At 62.4% G+C, this 16,053-nt stretch carries 16 protein-coding genes; 10 read left to right on the top strand and 6 right to left on the bottom strand.

The window, feature by feature from the left end; translation table 11 throughout:
- Positions 1-63: 63 nt before the first annotated feature.
- The gene (locus tag ACIQYU_RS14890; RefSeq protein WP_241105971.1) at positions 64-951 is read right to left on the bottom strand and encodes an acyl-CoA dehydrogenase family protein; all 888 of its coding nucleotides are present in this window, start codon (positions 949-951) and stop codon (positions 64-66) included.
- Positions 952-1,111: 160 nt separating this feature from the next.
- Between ACIQYU_RS14890 and olsB the strand changes: the two genes are divergently transcribed.
- Positions 1,112-1,867, top strand: a complete 756-nt coding sequence (gene olsB / locus ACIQYU_RS14885; protein ID WP_207834606.1) for an L-ornithine N(alpha)-acyltransferase — start codon at positions 1,112-1,114, stop codon at positions 1,865-1,867.
- A complete protein-coding gene (locus tag ACIQYU_RS14880) occupies positions 1,867-2,655 on the top strand; it encodes a lysophospholipid acyltransferase family protein (RefSeq protein ID WP_207834604.1) in 789 nt (262 codons plus the stop codon). Before olsB ends, ACIQYU_RS14880 begins: the two co-directional genes overlap by 1 nt.
- Before the next feature lie 122 nt (positions 2,656-2,777).
- Here the strand turns inward: ACIQYU_RS14880 and ACIQYU_RS14875 are convergent, their stop codons facing one another.
- Entirely contained in the window at positions 2,778-3,362 is a 585-nt protein-coding gene (locus ACIQYU_RS14875; RefSeq protein ID WP_207834602.1) for an ACP phosphodiesterase, read from the bottom strand.
- Between the two features lie 150 nt (positions 3,363-3,512).
- Here ACIQYU_RS14875 and ACIQYU_RS14870 point away from each other — a divergent pair, with 150 nt between their 5' ends.
- On the top strand, positions 3,513-3,815 hold the full coding sequence (locus tag ACIQYU_RS14870; protein ID WP_063913266.1) for a helix-turn-helix transcriptional regulator: 303 nt from the start codon (positions 3,513-3,515) through the stop codon (positions 3,813-3,815).
- Between the two features lie 17 nt (positions 3,816-3,832).
- Complete coding sequence (locus ACIQYU_RS14865) at positions 3,833-4,882, top strand: alkene reductase (RefSeq protein WP_207834600.1); 1,050 nt, start codon at positions 3,833-3,835, stop codon at positions 4,880-4,882.
- Between the two features lie 108 nt (positions 4,883-4,990).
- On the opposite strand, the gene ACIQYU_RS14860 is transcribed toward ACIQYU_RS14865, so the two are convergent.
- From ACIQYU_RS14860 to ACIQYU_RS14850, 3 genes are all read right to left on the bottom strand, one after another.
- Positions 4,991-5,860 (bottom strand): ATPase, encoded by an 870-nt coding sequence (locus ACIQYU_RS14860; protein ID WP_207834598.1) that lies wholly within the window; start codon positions 5,858-5,860, stop codon positions 4,991-4,993.
- A gap of 87 nt (positions 5,861-5,947) precedes the next feature.
- Positions 5,948-6,943, bottom strand: a complete 996-nt coding sequence (locus ACIQYU_RS14855; RefSeq protein WP_207834596.1) for an NAD(P)-dependent oxidoreductase — start codon at positions 6,941-6,943, stop codon at positions 5,948-5,950.
- Between the two features lie 49 nt (positions 6,944-6,992).
- Complete coding sequence (locus tag ACIQYU_RS14850; RefSeq protein ID WP_207834594.1) at positions 6,993-7,883, bottom strand: LysR family transcriptional regulator ArgP; 891 nt, start codon at positions 7,881-7,883, stop codon at positions 6,993-6,995.
- Between the two features lie 104 nt (positions 7,884-7,987).
- On the opposite strand from ACIQYU_RS14850, the gene ACIQYU_RS14845 reads away from it, so the two are divergent.
- Together ACIQYU_RS14845 and ACIQYU_RS14840 are read left to right on the top strand one after the other, a co-directional pair.
- Entirely contained in the window at positions 7,988-8,587 is a 600-nt protein-coding gene (locus tag ACIQYU_RS14845; RefSeq protein WP_207834591.1) for a LysE/ArgO family amino acid transporter, read from the top strand.
- A gap of 283 nt (positions 8,588-8,870) precedes the next feature.
- Complete coding sequence (locus tag ACIQYU_RS14840) at positions 8,871-9,467, top strand: superoxide dismutase (RefSeq protein WP_039612983.1); 597 nt, start codon at positions 8,871-8,873, stop codon at positions 9,465-9,467.
- Positions 9,468-9,585: 118 nt separating this feature from the next.
- Here the strand turns inward: ACIQYU_RS14840 and ACIQYU_RS14835 are convergent, their stop codons facing one another.
- Positions 9,586-10,335 carry a hydroxypyruvate isomerase family protein gene (locus tag ACIQYU_RS14835; protein WP_054573318.1) on the bottom strand — a complete coding sequence of 250 codons (750 nt, stop codon included), beginning with the start codon at positions 10,333-10,335 and terminating at the stop codon, positions 9,586-9,588.
- Positions 10,336-10,428: 93 nt separating this feature from the next.
- Between ACIQYU_RS14835 and ACIQYU_RS14830 the strand changes: the two genes are divergently transcribed.
- The 4 genes from ACIQYU_RS14830 to ACIQYU_RS14815 all read left to right on the top strand — a co-directional run bounded on the left by ACIQYU_RS14830 (position 10,429) and on the right by ACIQYU_RS14815 (position 15,926).
- Positions 10,429-11,331, top strand: coding sequence for a GntR family transcriptional regulator (locus ACIQYU_RS14830; RefSeq protein ID WP_015271681.1), 903 nt, complete (start codon positions 10,429-10,431; stop codon positions 11,329-11,331).
- A gap of 212 nt (positions 11,332-11,543) precedes the next feature.
- On the top strand, positions 11,544-14,000 hold the full coding sequence (locus tag ACIQYU_RS14825) for a membrane-bound PQQ-dependent dehydrogenase, glucose/quinate/shikimate family (protein ID WP_402800588.1): 2,457 nt from the start codon (positions 11,544-11,546) through the stop codon (positions 13,998-14,000).
- Between the two features lie 190 nt (positions 14,001-14,190).
- Positions 14,191-14,928 (top strand): TSUP family transporter, encoded by a 738-nt coding sequence (locus ACIQYU_RS14820; RefSeq protein ID WP_043935892.1) that lies wholly within the window; start codon positions 14,191-14,193, stop codon positions 14,926-14,928.
- A gap of 29 nt (positions 14,929-14,957) precedes the next feature.
- Positions 14,958-15,926 carry a TauD/TfdA family dioxygenase gene (locus ACIQYU_RS14815; protein WP_144171236.1) on the top strand — a complete coding sequence of 323 codons (969 nt, stop codon included), beginning with the start codon at positions 14,958-14,960 and terminating at the stop codon, positions 15,924-15,926.
- Positions 15,927-16,053 lie beyond the last annotated feature (127 nt).

The raw sequence follows: 16,053 nt of genomic DNA, 5'->3' as shown, positions 1-16,053 counted from the left end.
AAGCCCGCGAAGGGCCGCACAGCGGCCCCAGGAATCATCGGATCACACCAACCTACCAGGCATTCATGACAATCCCGCAGCAGCCCACGCCTTGTTCAGCCGCTTCTCCCGCGCCGCCGCCGCCAGCGCCATCACCCCCTGGTCACGCTGCCAGATCTGCGCCCAATGCGCCGCCCCCGCCGCCAACGCGGCATCGATTTCCCCCCGCAGCGCCTGGAACTGCGCAAACAACCCGCCCAGCAACAAATGGCAGCCAACGCTATCGGCACACTGCCGGCTACCCTCGGCACACCCGGCCAGCAGCCCAAGCAACTGCAGGCGCAGGGCCTGCGGCCAGGCGCACTCCTGCCCAACGCCATACAGCCAGGCCGTCAACGCCGTAAGCACATACAAGTCCTCCAGCGAACGGAACGGCTTCACATAGGCATCCCAACCATCACCGGCCAGCAACTCGCACGCAGCCTGCTCCAGCACCAGCCGCCCATGGCCCACCTCTGGCATCAGCGGCAGGGTGGGCAGCGCTTCCAGCGTCACCCCTGGCTCCCCGGGGTAGACCACCGCCAGGTTCAACTGCGGCGCCGCCCCCGTCGCCTCGCTGCGCGCCGCCACCAGCAGCCATTCCGCCTCCAGGCCCGCAGTGACGAAATCCTTGCTGCCGGTCAGCCGCAAGCCGTCCAGGCGCGTGCGCATGTCCGCCGGCCGCACGCTGCGCCGTTCGGTGGCACACAGGGCACCGAGGCTGGGTGGGGCACTGGGCCACAGCACGCGCAAGGCGGCCTGGTAGCCGACCAGGAAAGCCAGGCCCGGGGTGGCCATTGCGCGCCCACCGAGCACCGCCAGTTCGAACGGGGCAACCGGGCCAAGGCGCTCGAGCAGCACTGCGTAGGTTTCGCCCAGGGTGCCCGCCAACCCTTGGCGAAGCGGGTCGTTGAGTCGTTGCAACCAGGCCATCGGTCGGCTCCTTGCTGAGGGGCTTTCTGTTAAGACTCAGGGGGTGTCACGCAAGCATCACCAAAGATTCACAGGGGTGACACCCCGTCTACCTAGGCTGACTTTGCACAACAAAGCCGACCGGCCGCAACCCTTCATGGCTGGCTTATGGAGACTCGTAATGACTCGGATCGCTCACGCTGGCGACAACAGCACCGAACGCCGTCTGCAAGCCGAACGCCTGGTTGGCGCCGCGGCCCTGCAAGAAGCCCAGGCCCTGCGCTACAAAGTGTTCAGCGCCGAATTCAAGGCCAGGCTCAAAGGTGCCGAGCAAGGCCTGGACATGGACGACTACGACGTGCACTGCCGCCACATTGGCGTACGCGACCTGAGTACCGGCGAGCTGGTTGCCACCACCCGCCTGCTCGACCATCAGGCCGCCAGCAGCCTGGGCCGCTTCTATAGCGAAGAAGAATTCAGCCTGCACGGCCTGTTGCAGCTGCAGGGCCCGATCCTGGAGCTGGGCCGCACCTGCGTAGCCCCCGACTACCGCAACGGTGGCACCATCGCCGTGCTCTGGGGCGAACTGGCCGAAGTGCTCAACGAAGGCCGCTACAGCTACCTGATGGGCTGCGCCAGCATCCCCATGCAAGATGGCGGGGTACAGGCCCACGCGGTGATGCAGCGCCTGCGTGACCGCTACCTGTGCACCGAGCACCTGCGTGCCGAGCCAAAGAACCCGTTGCCCAACCTGGCCCTGCCACACAACGTCATCGCCGAAATGCCACCGCTGCTCAAGGCGTACATGCGCCTGGGCGCGAAGATTTGCGGCGAGCCATGCTGGGACGAAGACTTCCAGGTGGCCGACGTGTTCATCCTGCTCAAGCGCGACGAGCTGTGCCCGCGCTACGCCCGCCACTTCAAGGCAGCGGTCTGATGCCGAAGCTGCGGGTACTGGCCCGCCTGACTCGACTGCTGCTGGTACTGCTGCAGGGCATGCTGATGGCCAGCGTGATCGCCCTGGGCGAACGCCTGGGGTTCAAGGCGCCCATCGAGCGCCGCCAGCGCTGGACCTGCCTGTTCATGAAGCGCCTGGTCGCGGCCCTGCCCTTCGATGTGCGGGTGGTTGGCGAGCTGCCGCAGCGGCCGATGCTGTGGGTCAGCAACCATGTGTCCTGGACCGATATCCCCCTGCTCGGCATGCTGCTGCCGCTGTCGTTCCTGTCCAAGGCCGAGGTGCGCCACTGGCCGGTGGCCGGCTGGCTGGCGGAGAAGGCCGGCACCCTGTTCATCCGCCGTGGCGGGGGCGACAGCCAGCGCCTGCGTGAACAGATCGCCGGGCAACTGGGCCTGGCCCGGCCGCTGCTGATCTTCCCGGAAGGCACCACCACCAACGGCCGTAACCTGCGCACCTTCCATGGCCGCCTGCTGGCAGGCGCCATCGACCGCGGCGTGGCGGTGCAGCCGGTCGCCATCCAGTACCTGCGCGCTGGCCAGATCGACCCGATTGCGCCGTTCATTGGTGATGATGACCTGGTGTCGCACCTGATGCGCCTGTTCGCCCAGCCGCGTGGGGAGGTTTGCATTCAGCTGCTGCAGCCGATCGGCAGCGTGGGCAAGGAGCGAGCGGTGCTGGCGTTGCAGGCGCAGCAGGCGATTCACCTGGCGTTGTTCGGGGTTGAAGACGTTGAGCTGGCGCCACGGCGGCAGGCGCGGGCAGCCTGAATTCTTGCACTGCCAGTACCGGCCTCTTCGCGGGTAAACCCGCTCCCACAGGGATAGTGTGATCCCGAAGATAGCGCTGTACCTGTGGGAGCGGGTTCACCCGCGAAGAAGCTGGCACAGGACTAACAGCCAGACAACCGGCCAGCCGCTGCAAACACCTGCAACTGCGGATAAAACGCCCTGAAGTCCGCCAGCAATGGCTCATACAGCCGCTCCAGCTCCCCCATCACCCCAACCATCCCCTCCGGCCGCGACAAGCGCCGGGCAATGCCGTTGAACACCTGCTCCAGCGTGGCAAAATCCCCATACGCCCCCAGCCAGTCATCCGCCGCCATGAACGGCGCAATCCGCGCCAGCCGCCCCGGCAACTCGGGCTCCGCCAGCAACACCCGATAAAAGTCCCCGGTGAACTGCTCCAACGGTTGCTCGGCATAATCCCGCCAATGCCGCGCCAGGCAATGGTCGAAAAACACATCCAGAACAATGCCGGCAAAACGCCGCCGTTCCCGTGGGAAGCGCGCCAGTGCCGCCTGCACCAACGGGTGCTGGTCGGTATAGCTGTCGATATGCCGATGCAGCCGGATGGCCGCCTCCAGCGCAGGTGGGAAGCGCCCTTCCAGCGAGCCCTTGACGAAGTCGCCATACAGGCTGCCAAGCAGTTGTTGCGGCGCCGGGCCGCCGAGGTGCAGGTGTGCGAGGTAGTTCATGAGCGCAGTCTAACACCGCCGGCCAGTATATCGTTATAACGCGATATAGCGATTCGCACTCAGCTCAGAACCTCTTGGTATTTGTATATCGGGAAACCACGATTTACATTTCGCCCTATCGCGATATACCGCTACAACGAGCCTCAACCCATGCCTCTCGATCTCGACGAAATCATAAAAGCGCTGGCCCACCCGGTCAGGCGAGAAATCCTCAGCTGGCTGAAGGACCCGGCAACGCAGTTTCCCGACCAGTACCACAGCACCGAGAACGGTGTGTGTGCCGGGCAGATCGACCAACGCTGCGGCCTGTCGCAGTCGACCGTTTCCGCCCACCTGGCCACCCTGCAGCGCGCCGGGCTGATCAGCAGCCAGAAGATCGGCCAATGGCACTTCTTCAAACGTAACGAAACCACCATCCAGGCGTTTCTCGAACAACTGCGCCAAGCACTCTGAACAGGCAGGTAACCGTCATGACCACGCTTTTCGATCCGATCACCCTGGGCGACCTGCAACTGCCCAACCGCATCATCATGGCCCCGCTCACCCGCTGCCGGGCCGACGAAGGCCGCGTGCCCAATGCGCTGATGGCCGAGTACTACGTGCAGCGCGCCAGTGCCGGGCTGATTCTCAGCGAGGCGACTTCGGTCAGCGCCATGGGCGTCGGCTACCCGGATACCCCCGGTATCTGGAACGACGAGCAGGTGCGTGGCTGGAACAACGTGACCAAGGCCGTGCATGCCGCTGGCGGGCGCATCTTCCTGCAGCTGTGGCACGTTGGCCGCATCTCCCACCCCAGCTACCTGAACGGTGAACTGCCGGTGGCCCCCAGCGCGATCCAGCCCAAGGGCCATGTAAGCCTGGTGCGCCCGCTCAGCGACTACCCCACCCCGCGCGCGCTGGAAACCGAAGAAATCATCGACATCGTCGAGGCCTACCGCAGCGGAGCCGAGAATGCCAAGGCTGCCGGTTTCGATGGCGTGGAGATCCACGGTGCCAACGGTTATTTGCTCGACCAGTTCCTGCAGAGCAGCACCAACCAGCGCACCGACCACTACGGCGGCTCGCTGGAAAACCGTGCGCGCCTGCTGCTGGAAGTGACCGATGCGGCCATCGAGGTGTGGGGCGCGAACCGCGTGGGCGTGCACCTGGCGCCGCGTGCCGATGCCCATGACATGGGCGATGCCGACCGTGCCGAAACCTTTACCTACGTGGCCCGTGAGCTGGGCAAGCGGGGCATCGCCTTCATCTGCTCGCGGGAACGGGAAGCCGATGACAGCATCGGCCCGCTGATCAAAGAGGCGTTCGGTGGCCCGTACATCGTCAATGAGCGGTTTGACAAGGCCAGCGCCAATGCGGCCCTGGCCAGTGGCAAGGCCGATGCAGTGGCGTTTGGCGTGCCGTTCATCGCCAACCCTGACCTGCCGGCGCGGCTGGCGGCGGATGCGCCGCTGAACGAGGCGCGGCCGGAGACCTTCTATGGCAAGGGGGCGGTGGGGTATATCGACTATCCGCGTTTGTGATTGAGGGCCATTCGCGGGCACGCCCGCTCCCACAGGTACAGCGACAAGCTTGAAGATTGTGCTGCCCCTGTGGGAGCGGGCGTGCCCGCGAAGAAGGCTCAGGTAATCTCAGGGCCGGGCGTTGATCTGCTGCTGCAGGTTCTGGATCTGGCTCTGCAAGGTATTCAGGTTGCGGGTCGTCTGCGCCCGGAACGCATCGAACTCCTGCACCGAAGCACCACCCGCCGACGACGCAGCCGGGCGGTTGTCGATCTGGCTCTTGAGCACCAGGATGTCCTGCTCCAGGTCCTGGATGGCCGCGCTCGGGTTACCCTGCTTCTTCAGCGCCGCCACTTCGCTGCCCAGGCTCTTGAGCTGCCCGTCCAGCTTGGCGCCATCCACCTGCGCGGCCTTCAGCGCAGCAACCTGTTCGTTCAGGCCCTTGAACTGGGTATCCAGCTTGCCACCATCGACCTGACCCGAGCGCAACGCGGCCAGTTCGCCATTCACCAGCTTCAACTGCGCCTGCAACTGGCTTTGCAGCTCGGTCACGGCCTTCTGCTGTTCACGGGTATCGGCCAGCACTTGCTCCAGGCGCTTGCCCAGGTCGCCGGTCTGCCCGGCCACCCCCTTCTGCAACTGGCGCAGCTGCAGCTTCAGCGCCTCGCTGCTGGTAGTGGCGCCGGACTCGCTGGCCGCCACCTTGCCGCTGATCGCCTGCAGGCGCCCGGCCGCCTCTTCGCTGATGCGGGCAAAGCTTTCCTGGGTCGCCACCAGCTGCTGCTCCATCAGCGAGATCTGCTGGAAGCTCCACCAGCCGAGGCCCGCCAAGGCGATGAACGAGGCCCCGAGCAATGCCCACAGCGGTGCCGTGCTGGCACCGCGAGCGGCTTTCTGGCGGCTGCGCACCACGTGCGCCGGCATCAGTTCGTCATCGTCATGGGTGCCGGCCCGCAGGGTAGGCACGTCATCGTAGTCATCGTGGGCATGGTTACGCATGGATACATTCAACCGCGGTAGTCGCAAAGAGGCACGAGTATAAACCGCCAGCGCGGCGTGTTGATGTCCATTGTCGGCCCGGCGGTTTCACTGCCCCGGCGGCTGGTGCTTCCACCAGGCACAGAACTCATCCAGCGCCGTCCACAGGCTGACCTTGGGCTGGTAGTCCAGGTACTGCCGGGCGCGGCTGATATCCAGGGTGAAATCGCGGCTCATCACCTGCATCCCCAGGCGCGACAGGGTCGGTTGCGGGCGCCCCGGCCACAACATGCAGGCCGCCTCGTTCAGCGCGGCCAGGCTGTAGGCCAGGCCGTAGGAGCGGTAGCGGGTAACTTGCGGCAGCTGCATCTGGCGCATCACGTAGTTGACCACGTCCCATAGCGGCAACGGCTGGCCGTTGCTGATGTTGTAGGCCTGGCCCAGCGCCCGGTCGTCGGCGAGCAGGGCGCTGAGCAGCGCTTCGTTGAGGTTGTGCACGCTGGTGAAATCGACTTTGTTCAGGCCGTTGCCGATGATCGCCACACGCCCCTTGCGCTGCATCTGCATCAGCCGCGGGAAGATACTGGCATCGCCGGCGCCGGTGACGAAGCGCGGACGCAGCGCCAGCACCTCAAGGCCGAACTCCTGGGCACCGAACACTTTCTGCTCGGCCATGTACTTGGTCTGCCCATAGTGGTCGTGGAAGCGGCGCGGCACCTGGTCTTCACGGATATCCAGGCGCGAGCGGCCATTGAAGTAGATCGATGGCGATGACAGGTGCACCAGGCGTCGTACGTGCTCCTTCAAACAGCCCTCGACCACGTTTTCGGTGACCACCACATTGCCTTGGTAGAAGTCCTGGTAGCGCCCCCAGTTGCCCACCGCGCCAGCGCAGTGCACCACGGCCTCGACGCCCTGGCACAGGCGACGGGCCAGCTCGGCATCACCCAGGTCGCCGGGGATGAACTGGGCGCCGCGCTTGACCAGGTGCTCGACCCCTTCGGCCCGACGGCCGCTGACCCGCACGTCCAGGCCCTGCTCCAGGGCAAAGCGCGCAAAGCGCCCGCCAATGAAGCCACTCGCGCCGGTGACCAGAATTCGCATGTAAGACTCCGTCTTGCCAGATTTCAGATGCAACTGACGCCAGCCGTGGCTACAAGGGCACCAGCCATTGCCGTGCGGTGTGCCGCAGGTGGTCGGTCAGTTGCGCGAGCAGTTGCCCGCCATTGCGCCAATGATGCCAGTACAGCGGCACATCGATGGGGGTATCGCTGCAGATTTCCACCAACTGGCCGCTGGCCAGTTGCTCGCGGGCCTGCAATTCGGGCACCAGGCCCCAGCCCAGGCCGGCTTCGGTCATGCGCAGGAAGCCTTCGGACGACGGGCACAAGTGGTGCAGGAAGCCATCCGCGATGCCCAGCGATGCCAGGTAGCGGTGTTGCAGGAAGTCGTCCGGGCCGTACACGATCGCCGGGGTACGGGCCAGGCGGCTGGCAGCGAAGCCCTGCGGAAAATGCCGCGCCATGAACCCGGGGCTGGCCAGCGCCCGGTAGCGCATGGCGCCCAGTGGCAGGCTGCGCGCCCCGGCCACCGGCCGCTCGCTGCCACACAGGCAGGCCGCCACTTCGCCCGCACGCATGCGTTTCAGGCCCACTTCCTGGTCCTCCACCACCAGGTCGGTCAGCACGTTCTGCTGTGCGCAGAAATTGCCCACTGCGCCGGCCCACCAGGTGGCCAGGCTGTCGGCGTTGAGGGCGATGCGCAGGCGCTCCGGCATGCCCTCCTCGTCCAGCGCCGGCACCTGGCGCTGCAGGTCGCGTTCAAGCAGGCGCACCTGCTGCACATGGTTGAGCAACTGGCGGCCGACTTCGGTCGGGCTTGGCGGTGTGGCTCGCACCAGCACCGGCTGGCCGACCCGCGCCTCAAGCAGCTTGATGCGCTGGGAGATGGCCGACTGCGACAACCCAAGCACCTGCGCCGCGCGTTCGAAACCACCCTGTTCGATCACCGCGGCGAGGGCGGCCAGCAGCTTGTAGTCGAACATCGATTTCCCTAATGACTGATCAGCTCTATTTGTTTTTCTTATACAGCGCAGTTCATCACAATGGCCAGCATCTTTTACGGCAATTCATTTCTGGAGAGCACGCCATGTGGCAAAGCTATCTCAACGGCATGCTCGTGGCCTTCGGCCTGATCATGGCCATCGGTGCACAGAACGCCTTCGTCCTCGCCCAGAGCTTGCGCCGCGAGCATCACCTGCCGGTGGCGGCCCTGTGCATCATTTGTGACGCCATTCTGGTGGCCGCCGGGGTGTTCGGCCTGGCGACGGTGCTGGCGCACAACCCGACCTTGCTGGCGATCGCCCGCTGGGGCGGCGCGGTGTTCCTGATCTGGTACGGCGCCAAGGCTTTGCGCAGCGCCTGCTCCAGGCAGAGCCTGCAGCATCAGCAAGGCCAGGGAGCACGCTCACGCCGCGCGGTATTGCTCAGTGCCCTGGCGGTGACCCTGCTGAACCCGCACGTGTACCTCGACACGGTGTTGCTGATCGGCTCGCTGGGTGCCCAGCAGACCGCACCTGGTGCCTACGTGGCCGGTGCCGCCAGTGCCTCGCTGCTGTGGTTCTCGACCCTGGCAATCGGCGCGGCCTGGCTGGCACCGTGGCTGGCCCGGCCAGCGACCTGGCGCATGCTCGACCTGATGGTGGCGGTGATGATGTTCGCGGTGGCGGCGCAGTTGATCTTCAACTGACTCTGGGCTTGTCACAACATTTTTAGCGCCTGTGAGATCGAGCGCCGCGCGGGCGGCGCTCGATCTGCCAGGCGCCACAAGGGGTAAGCCGAGCACCACCGGTCGGCACGCCCCACCCGCTCTGGAACCTCTATTCCCTATCTTTGTTGCGTGGTTATGCGCCGGGCCCGGTGCTATGATCCAGCCCTTGCGTCGCAAAGAGTACAAACTCGCCGACGCTCATCGGGCCGCCCGTGATCGGCCTTGCGCAAACCGCAAACAGACCTGAATCAGGAGATCCACCATGGCTTTTGAATTGCCGCCGCTGCCGTACGCCCACGATGCCCTGCAGCCGCACATCTCCAAGGAAACCCTGGAGTATCACCACGACAAGCACCACAACACCTATGTCGTGAACCTGAACAACCTGGTCCCAGGCACCGAATTCGAAGGCAAGACCCTGGAAGAGATCGTCAAGACCTCTTCGGGCGGCATCTTCAACAACGCCGCTCAAGTCTGGAACCACACCTTCTACTGGAACTGCCTGGCACCAAACGCCGGTGGCCAGCCGACCGGTGCCCTGGCTGACGCCATCAACGCCGCTTTCGGTTCCTTCGACAAGTTCAAGGAAGAGTTCACCAAGACCTCGGTTGGCACCTTCGGTTCCGGCTGGGGCTGGCTGGTGAAGAAGGCTGACGGTTCCCTGGCCCTGGCCAGCACCATCGGCGCCGGCTGCCCGCTGACCAGCGGCGACACCCCGCTGCTGACCTGCGACGTCTGGGAACACGCCTACTACATCGACTACCGCAACCTGCGTCCCAAGTACGTCGAGGCATTCTGGAACCTGGTCAACTGGGCCTTCGTTGCCGAACAGTTCGAAGGCAAGACCTTCAAGGCCTGAGTCATCCAGCCTTGAGACAGAACCCCGGCGCCACGCCGGGGCTCTTCGAAAATCCGATGCCAGTCCTCTGGTATCGGATTTTTTTTCGGGGCATGCGAGGGGCCAGAACGCCGTATTTTCAGGAAACGTACCGATCAAGCCAGCCAAGGCTATCTACAGTGGCACCCGTAGGCCGATACTCACATCCAACCCACCCTGCATACCCGCGCTGCTCCAGCGCCGCCAGCAACCCTGCAACATCCATCTGCCCCGTCCCCGGCTGATGCCGCCCCGGGCAGTCGGCCACCTGCACATGCACTGTCCGCTCAAAGAACTGCGCCAGCACATCGGCAGCATTTCCGGTCAGCAACTGTGCATGATAAAGATCAAGGATCAGCCCCATACCGGGATGCGCCTCCAGCACCCGCTGCGCCTTGCCGAAGTCGGACATGTAATACCCCGGCATTGCCTGCGTGCAGATCACCTCGATCAATGGCCGAAGCCCCTGGTCTTCAAAATACTTCACGGCATAGTCCAGGTTGCTCGCATACACCTTGTCGGCGCCATCCTCATGGGTTACCCCGGACATCAGGTGCACATCCGCACACGCCAGTGCGCGGGCATAGCTGACGGCCTGGCGTAACCCGTCACGGAACTCGGGCTCCTTGCCCGCCACCGCGGCAATACCCTTGGAAACGCCAGCCGGCGCAGCGAACTGGACCAATGGCAACCCATATTGCGCCAGTTGATCAGCCAACAAACTCGCATCGAATTCATAGGGCGACGGGAATTCCACCGCACGAAATCCGGCGGCGGCAGCGGCTTCGATACGCTGCAGAAAAGGCAGTTCATTGAACTGGAAGCCGAGATGAGCATTGAATTTGAGCATGCGTATAGATCCATCCGTGTGTGGTATTTTCCTGCCCCCAGTCCGACCCGAATCTGCTGGATCGACTGAAGATAACCATTCGGAATACAGCCTGTGATAAAGAAAGATCTCGCCCTGCAGTTGGCCCCTCGCGTCATCGAGATGATCCGCGCCCGGTCGATGAAGGCCGGCGAGCCATTGCGCGAGCAGACCTTCGCCCAAGCCTTCGATGTCTCCCGCTCCCCCATTCGCAGGGTATTTGCCCTGCTCGCCGAGTGGAACATCGCGGTGCAGGAGCCCAATCGCGGCTACTTTCTGAAACAGGACGCCGGGCAGATCCAGGAAACCACTGTACCGCCCACCTGCGACCCATTCGAAGACTTCTACCTGCGCGTGGTGGACGACATCCTCAGCGGGGAAGTCCCTGCCGAATTCTTTGAGGCCCAATTACTGCGACGCTACTCCGTGCCCCGCGGGCAACTGCTCAAGGTCCTCAACCGGCTGGCCAGCGAAGCCATGGTCGAGCGCAAGCCCGGGCAAGGCTGGAGCCTTAACGAATTCGTACACAACGCCCAGACCCACATCCAGAGCTACCGCTTCCGCATGGCCATCGAGCCGGCCGCACTGCGCGAGCCAGGCTACAAGGTCAACCAGGCCGCATTTGCCAAAGCCCGGGAGCAACAGCAGGCCATGCTCGACGGCGAAATTCACCAGCTGTCACGTGCCCAACTGTTCGAAATTGGCGCCCAGTTTCACGAAATGATCGTGCAGTGCTCGGGCAATCTCTTCTTCATAGATGCCATACGCCGGCAAAACCAGCTCAGACGCTTCATGAGCTACAAAGCCAACGTCGACCGCAGTCGCCTGATGACGCAATGCCTGGAGCACCTGCACCTGCTCGACTTGATCGAGTCCGGTCGGCGTGAAGAAGCCGCTCAGTTTCTCTGGAAACATCTGGACGAAGTCGGCCGGCTCAAGACCCGTCAGGATGCCTTGCTGGAAAGCCAGCAGGCGTAACCCCTTCCCCCGCCTACCTTTCATTACCCACGCGTTCAGATCAGGGAAGGCAGCTTAGACATTGCCTTCTTTTCACGCAAGATACAAAACCACCCTGAGATTCAGCGCCAGGAGTAAATTTCGCGCCACTTATTGTATTTCATTGCAAGAATAAGCAATTATGCGCGCCGCTCGGACGCACTGTGGCACCGAATCACACAGGGATGATTGCAATGAAACAAGGAACGTTGGCTAACGGGACGGGGGTCTCCAGCCTGCTGTTCGGGGTGTACACGATTCTGCTGGCCCTGCTTGGCCTGACGCTGGCCTGTCAGGGAAGCACGCTGGTCAGTGCCGGCGGCTCGCCTTACTACGCAATGATGGGTACCGCATTGCTGCTGTCAGCCGCACTCATGGGCCTGAAGAAGTCGCTCGGCATCTATCTCTACGGTGCAGCATCCCTGGCCACCTACGGCTGGGCAATCTGGGAATCCGGCTACAACGGCTGGGCCTATATCCCACGTCTGGCATGGCTGGTACTTCTCAGTGTGATCTTTCTGGCCTTCTGGCCTCTTGTCCGGCGCGACTTTGCCAAAGTCAACAAGGCACTGTATTTCAGCATCATGGGGGGGCTGCCGCTGCTGATGGCGGCCACCATCCTGACACCGCTGTTCTTCCCCAACACCGTTCACCTGGCCGACTCGCCCGCTATCACCGCGCATACACAGCAACCCTTCAGCCGCAGTACGGTGACCTCACCGGACGCCAATGTCGCCGCGTCCCACGACAAGACCAACTGGACCGCCTATGCCGGCTCCAACCTCGGCAACCACTATTCCGCTGCGGCGCAGATTACCCCAGGCAACGTTTCCGGCCTGGTCAAGGCCTGGGAGTATCATCATGGCGATGTGAAACAGCCTGGCGAAAAAACCAAGTATCTGAACGAGGCCACGCCAATCAAGGTTGGCGACTCGCTGTATACCTGCACGCCCAAGCAAATCATCATTTCGTTGAGCGCCACTACCGGCAAGGAGAACTGGCGCTACGACTCGAAAGTCGACCCGGACTATTTCGCCAACGGTGGTGCCTATTGCCGTGGTGTCTCGTACTACGAAGTACCCAATGCCAGTGGCCTGTGCGCCAAACGCATCATCTGGGGCACCAACGACATCCGCCTGGGTGCAGTTGATGCGCTCACCGGGCAGGCCTGCCCAGATTTCGGCACGGCAGGCTTTGCCGACCTCAAGGACGGCCTGGGCACGTTCCGCAAAGGCTCCACCGGCATCACTTCTGCACCATTGGTAATCCGCGGTGTGGTCATTACCGGTGGCCGGGTGCTTGACTCGGATGTGCGCCCGGCGCCGTCAGGTGTGGTTCGCGCCTACGACGCAGTCAGCGGCAAACAGAAGTGGGCCTGGGACCTCGGTCGCCCCGACAGCACTGCGCCTGCCGACGCCGATGAAACCTATACGCTCAGCACGCCCAACTCATGGGCGCCGATTTCCGCCGACGACGAACTGGGGCTGGTCTACATCACCACCGGCAATGCTGCAGGCGACTTCTATGGCGGTACCCGTACCGAACAGGAAGACAAGTTCAGCTCTTCACTGGTGGCCCTGGATGCGCTCACCGGCAAGGTCAAATGGCATTTCCAGACCGTCCATCACGACCTCTGGGACTACGACCTGAGCCCACAACCGGCGCTGATCGATTTCCCCACGAGCAGCGGCCCACGCCCGGCAGTCATTCAAGCCACCAAATCAGGCCAGTTGTTCGTCCTCGACCGCGCCACCGGCGAACCGCTGGTCGATGTCGTGCAGGCTGCCGTCCCGCAAGGCACGGCCCCTGGGGACTACACCGCGGCCACGCAGCCGCTGTCACCGGGCATGCCGAGCACCATGGGCCGCCCATCGAAAACCCCGGAAGTGCTGAACGAAACCAATGCCTGGGGCCTGACGCCGTTCGATCAGTTGCAATGCCGCATCGAGTTTCGCCAGGCGCGTTACGAAGGGATCTTTACGCCACCGGTGGTCGGCCAGCAAAGCCTGATCTTCCCCGGCCATCACGGCGGCCTGAACTGGGGCGGGGTGATGGTGGACCTGCAACGAGGCCTGCTGATCATCAACAACCAGCGGCTGCCGTACATGCAGGGGCTGGTTCCACGGGAGCAGCTCGATGCGATCAATGCCAAGTCGTTCCAGGAGTCGCCAGGCAATAACCAGGGGTTCCGCGTCCAGGCCGGTCTGCCGTTCGGGGCAATCAAGGACCCATGGATGTCAGCGCTGGAACAGCCGTGCATCGCACCACCCTGGGGGTTCATCTCCGCTATCGACCTGCGCACACGTGAAGTGCGCTGGAGCCGCCCGTTCGGCACCGGCTATGACAGTGGGCCCTTGGGCATCGCCTCGAAACTGCGCTTCGAAATCGGCACTCCGAGCGACGCCACTGGCGTGGCTACAGCAGGAGGCGTGACCTTCATTGGCGCTGCCATCGACCGTTTCATGCGCGCCTACAACAGCGAAAGTGGTGAATTGCTGTGGGAGGAGCGCCTACCGGCCGGCAACCAGGCTTCGCCCCTGACCTACATGAGCGAAGGGCGGCAGTACGTTGTTGCCGTGGTCGGCGGGCATGACCGGATTCCGACCAAGCTGGGTGACAGCATCATTGCCTGGGCGCTGCCGGAGAAATAGCGCGCCCGCTGCGTAAAGGCGCTGCTCGGCACTGAAAGCCAGGCGCTGACATACCCGCTATCAACCAATCATCGACAGCCGATGGCGCGCCGTGCGCCGTCGGGTGGCTGCGTGCGCGCCACAAACAGCAACGAGCAACTGCGGTACAGAAGTGCCCGCTTGAATTCATGTCAATCAGACAGGAGTGACAATGTTTGAACTATCCGCTGGCCTATATGTTTTGGTGGGCGTCAGCTTTCTAACTTCTTTGATGACTGCCGCTATCGGCGTAGGCGGCGGGATTGGCCTATTGGCAGTCATGCCGCAGTTCCTGCCCATTTCTGCCGTTGTGCCGGTGCATGGCCTGATTCAGATGGTCAGCAACGGCAGCCGCTTCGCCTTCGATTACAAGCACGCAAAAATCGAGATTCTCCCGCGTTATGTCATCGGCTGCCTTTCAGGGGCAGCCATCGGTTACTTCTTCATTGGGCATTTCCCGGAAAAGTACCTGTCGTTGATTCTCGGCATCTTCATCCTGGCGATTACCTGGACCAAGCTGGTCGCCTCGCTCGGCTTTGTCCTGAAAAACTTTGCCATCGTTGGCTTCCTGCAAACGTTTCTATCACTGTTCGTTGCCGTCACCGGGCTTATTTCCCAGCCGATCCTGATGAGGATGAACATCAACAAGGATCAGGTCATCGTCACCCACGCCATGCAGATGAGTGTATTGCACGGCCTGAAAGTAGCTGCCTTTGTCTTTGCCGGCTTCGCCTTCATGGACTATGCCCAGTTGATCATCATCATGATCACCGCCTCCACCGCCGGTTCCTACCTGGGCGGCTTTCTTCGAAATCGAATATCGCAACGTGTTGGCGCCATCCTGCTTAAAGCCGGGGTGACGTTCTTCGGTTTGAAAATGATTGTGGACCATTTTATTCAAAACGTCTGAGCTTCATCCATTCAAACAAGGAGTTTGAAATGATCGCGCGTAAAAAGTTTGATTCCAAGGACACCCAGGGGATCTCGACTTTTCTTCATGAACATGGATATTGTGTAATCAACCCCGAGGACGATTCGCTCGAGGCCTTTCGCGCGGTGGCAGGCCGGTTCGGCCTGATCCAGTTCCATACCAAATCCGACAAGACTGGCGTGGTCGGCGGCGGCGATCCGATCAACAAGGACTGGCAAGCGTTCAGGGACGACTACCACGGCGAACTGTCGAGCGACTTCTATCCCCATACGGATGGCTCGTTCCTCAATGGCATGGCGTATATCGATGGGGTTGCCAGGAAGATTACCCCGCCCAAATACGTCATTCTGCAGTGCGTTTCCAAACCGCAGTTTGGCGGTGACAACTTCCTGGTGGATGGGCAACGCATTTATAATGACCTGCTGGTGAATCATCCCGACATCCTGAAGATCCTGATGACCAGTGGCAGTGTCACGTACTGCCGTGATGACCTGCTGTCGATCGATTGTTCTGTCTTCGAAAAGGTCAACGAGAACAAACTACGTATTCGCTACCGCTATGACAGCACTGCGTTCAGTCCGGAATGGGCCAGTTCCGCCTTCCAATATATCCAGGATAAATATTCAACCAACCCGGACTACATCACCAACATTAGCCTGGAACCCGGCGAAATCCTGGTCATGGACAACTTGCGAGTATTGCATGCACGCCACCAGTTCACTGACGGCAACATGAAAAGAAAAGTCCGTCGGCTGTGGATTGCCGATGACACCAGCATGGTATTCAAGAATATTCTCAACCAGTCGCCGGTGCGCAGGGCCATGTTGCCGTTCCAGAAATACAATATTGCCGCCGCCGAGAACGCGCCTGCCTTCATCGATTACAGTTGCGGGATTCGGTTTCAGTCGGACATGTTCCTGACCCCGCCCTGTGCCGAACTTGAACAATGGCCGGCCAGCAGTGCCAATCGCCAATAACCCTTTCCCCGCACTACTGTAACTGCCCGATAACGCGTGCCTTCACAGTGCCTGCCTGATGGCGGATGCTGTGCTCGTCTGCATGCGTACACAGGTGGTTGCCTTTCATCGCAGGGATCCGTCCGCT

The organism is Pseudomonas sp. NPDC096925 (genome assembly GCF_044762545.1).
Lineage (GTDB): Bacteria > Pseudomonadota > Gammaproteobacteria > Pseudomonadales > Pseudomonadaceae > Aquipseudomonas.
This window is presented reverse-complemented; position numbering and strand designations above follow the sequence as displayed.

Excerpts from the sequence above, each read along its gene's own strand:
- ACIQYU_RS14890 (WP_241105971.1), bottom strand. The coding sequence starts at position 951 with ATGGCCTGGTTGCAACGACTCAACGACCCGCTTCGCCAAGGGTTGGCG.
- olsB (WP_207834606.1), top strand. The coding sequence starts at position 1,112 with ATGACTCGGATCGCTCACGCTGGCGACAACAGCACCGAACGCCGTCTG.
- ACIQYU_RS14880 (WP_207834604.1), top strand. The coding sequence starts at position 1,867 with ATGCCGAAGCTGCGGGTACTGGCCCGCCTGACTCGACTGCTGCTGGTA.
- ACIQYU_RS14875 (WP_207834602.1), bottom strand. The coding sequence starts at position 3,362 with ATGAACTACCTCGCACACCTGCACCTCGGCGGCCCGGCGCCGCAACAA.
- ACIQYU_RS14870 (WP_063913266.1), top strand. The coding sequence starts at position 3,513 with ATGCCTCTCGATCTCGACGAAATCATAAAAGCGCTGGCCCACCCGGTC.
- ACIQYU_RS14865 (WP_207834600.1), top strand. The coding sequence starts at position 3,833 with ATGACCACGCTTTTCGATCCGATCACCCTGGGCGACCTGCAACTGCCC.
- ACIQYU_RS14860 (WP_207834598.1), bottom strand. The coding sequence starts at position 5,860 with ATGCGTAACCATGCCCACGATGACTACGATGACGTGCCTACCCTGCGG.
- ACIQYU_RS14855 (WP_207834596.1), bottom strand. The coding sequence starts at position 6,943 with ATGCGAATTCTGGTCACCGGCGCGAGTGGCTTCATTGGCGGGCGCTTT.
- ACIQYU_RS14850 (WP_207834594.1), bottom strand. The coding sequence starts at position 7,883 with ATGTTCGACTACAAGCTGCTGGCCGCCCTCGCCGCGGTGATCGAACAG.
- ACIQYU_RS14845 (WP_207834591.1), top strand. The coding sequence starts at position 7,988 with ATGTGGCAAAGCTATCTCAACGGCATGCTCGTGGCCTTCGGCCTGATC.
- ACIQYU_RS14840 (WP_039612983.1), top strand. The coding sequence starts at position 8,871 with ATGGCTTTTGAATTGCCGCCGCTGCCGTACGCCCACGATGCCCTGCAG.
- ACIQYU_RS14835 (WP_054573318.1), bottom strand. The coding sequence starts at position 10,335 with ATGCTCAAATTCAATGCTCATCTCGGCTTCCAGTTCAATGAACTGCCT.
- ACIQYU_RS14825 (WP_402800588.1), top strand. The coding sequence starts at position 11,544 with ATGAAACAAGGAACGTTGGCTAACGGGACGGGGGTCTCCAGCCTGCTG.
- ACIQYU_RS14820 (WP_043935892.1), top strand. The coding sequence starts at position 14,191 with ATGTTTGAACTATCCGCTGGCCTATATGTTTTGGTGGGCGTCAGCTTT.
- ACIQYU_RS14815 (WP_144171236.1), top strand. The coding sequence starts at position 14,958 with ATGATCGCGCGTAAAAAGTTTGATTCCAAGGACACCCAGGGGATCTCG.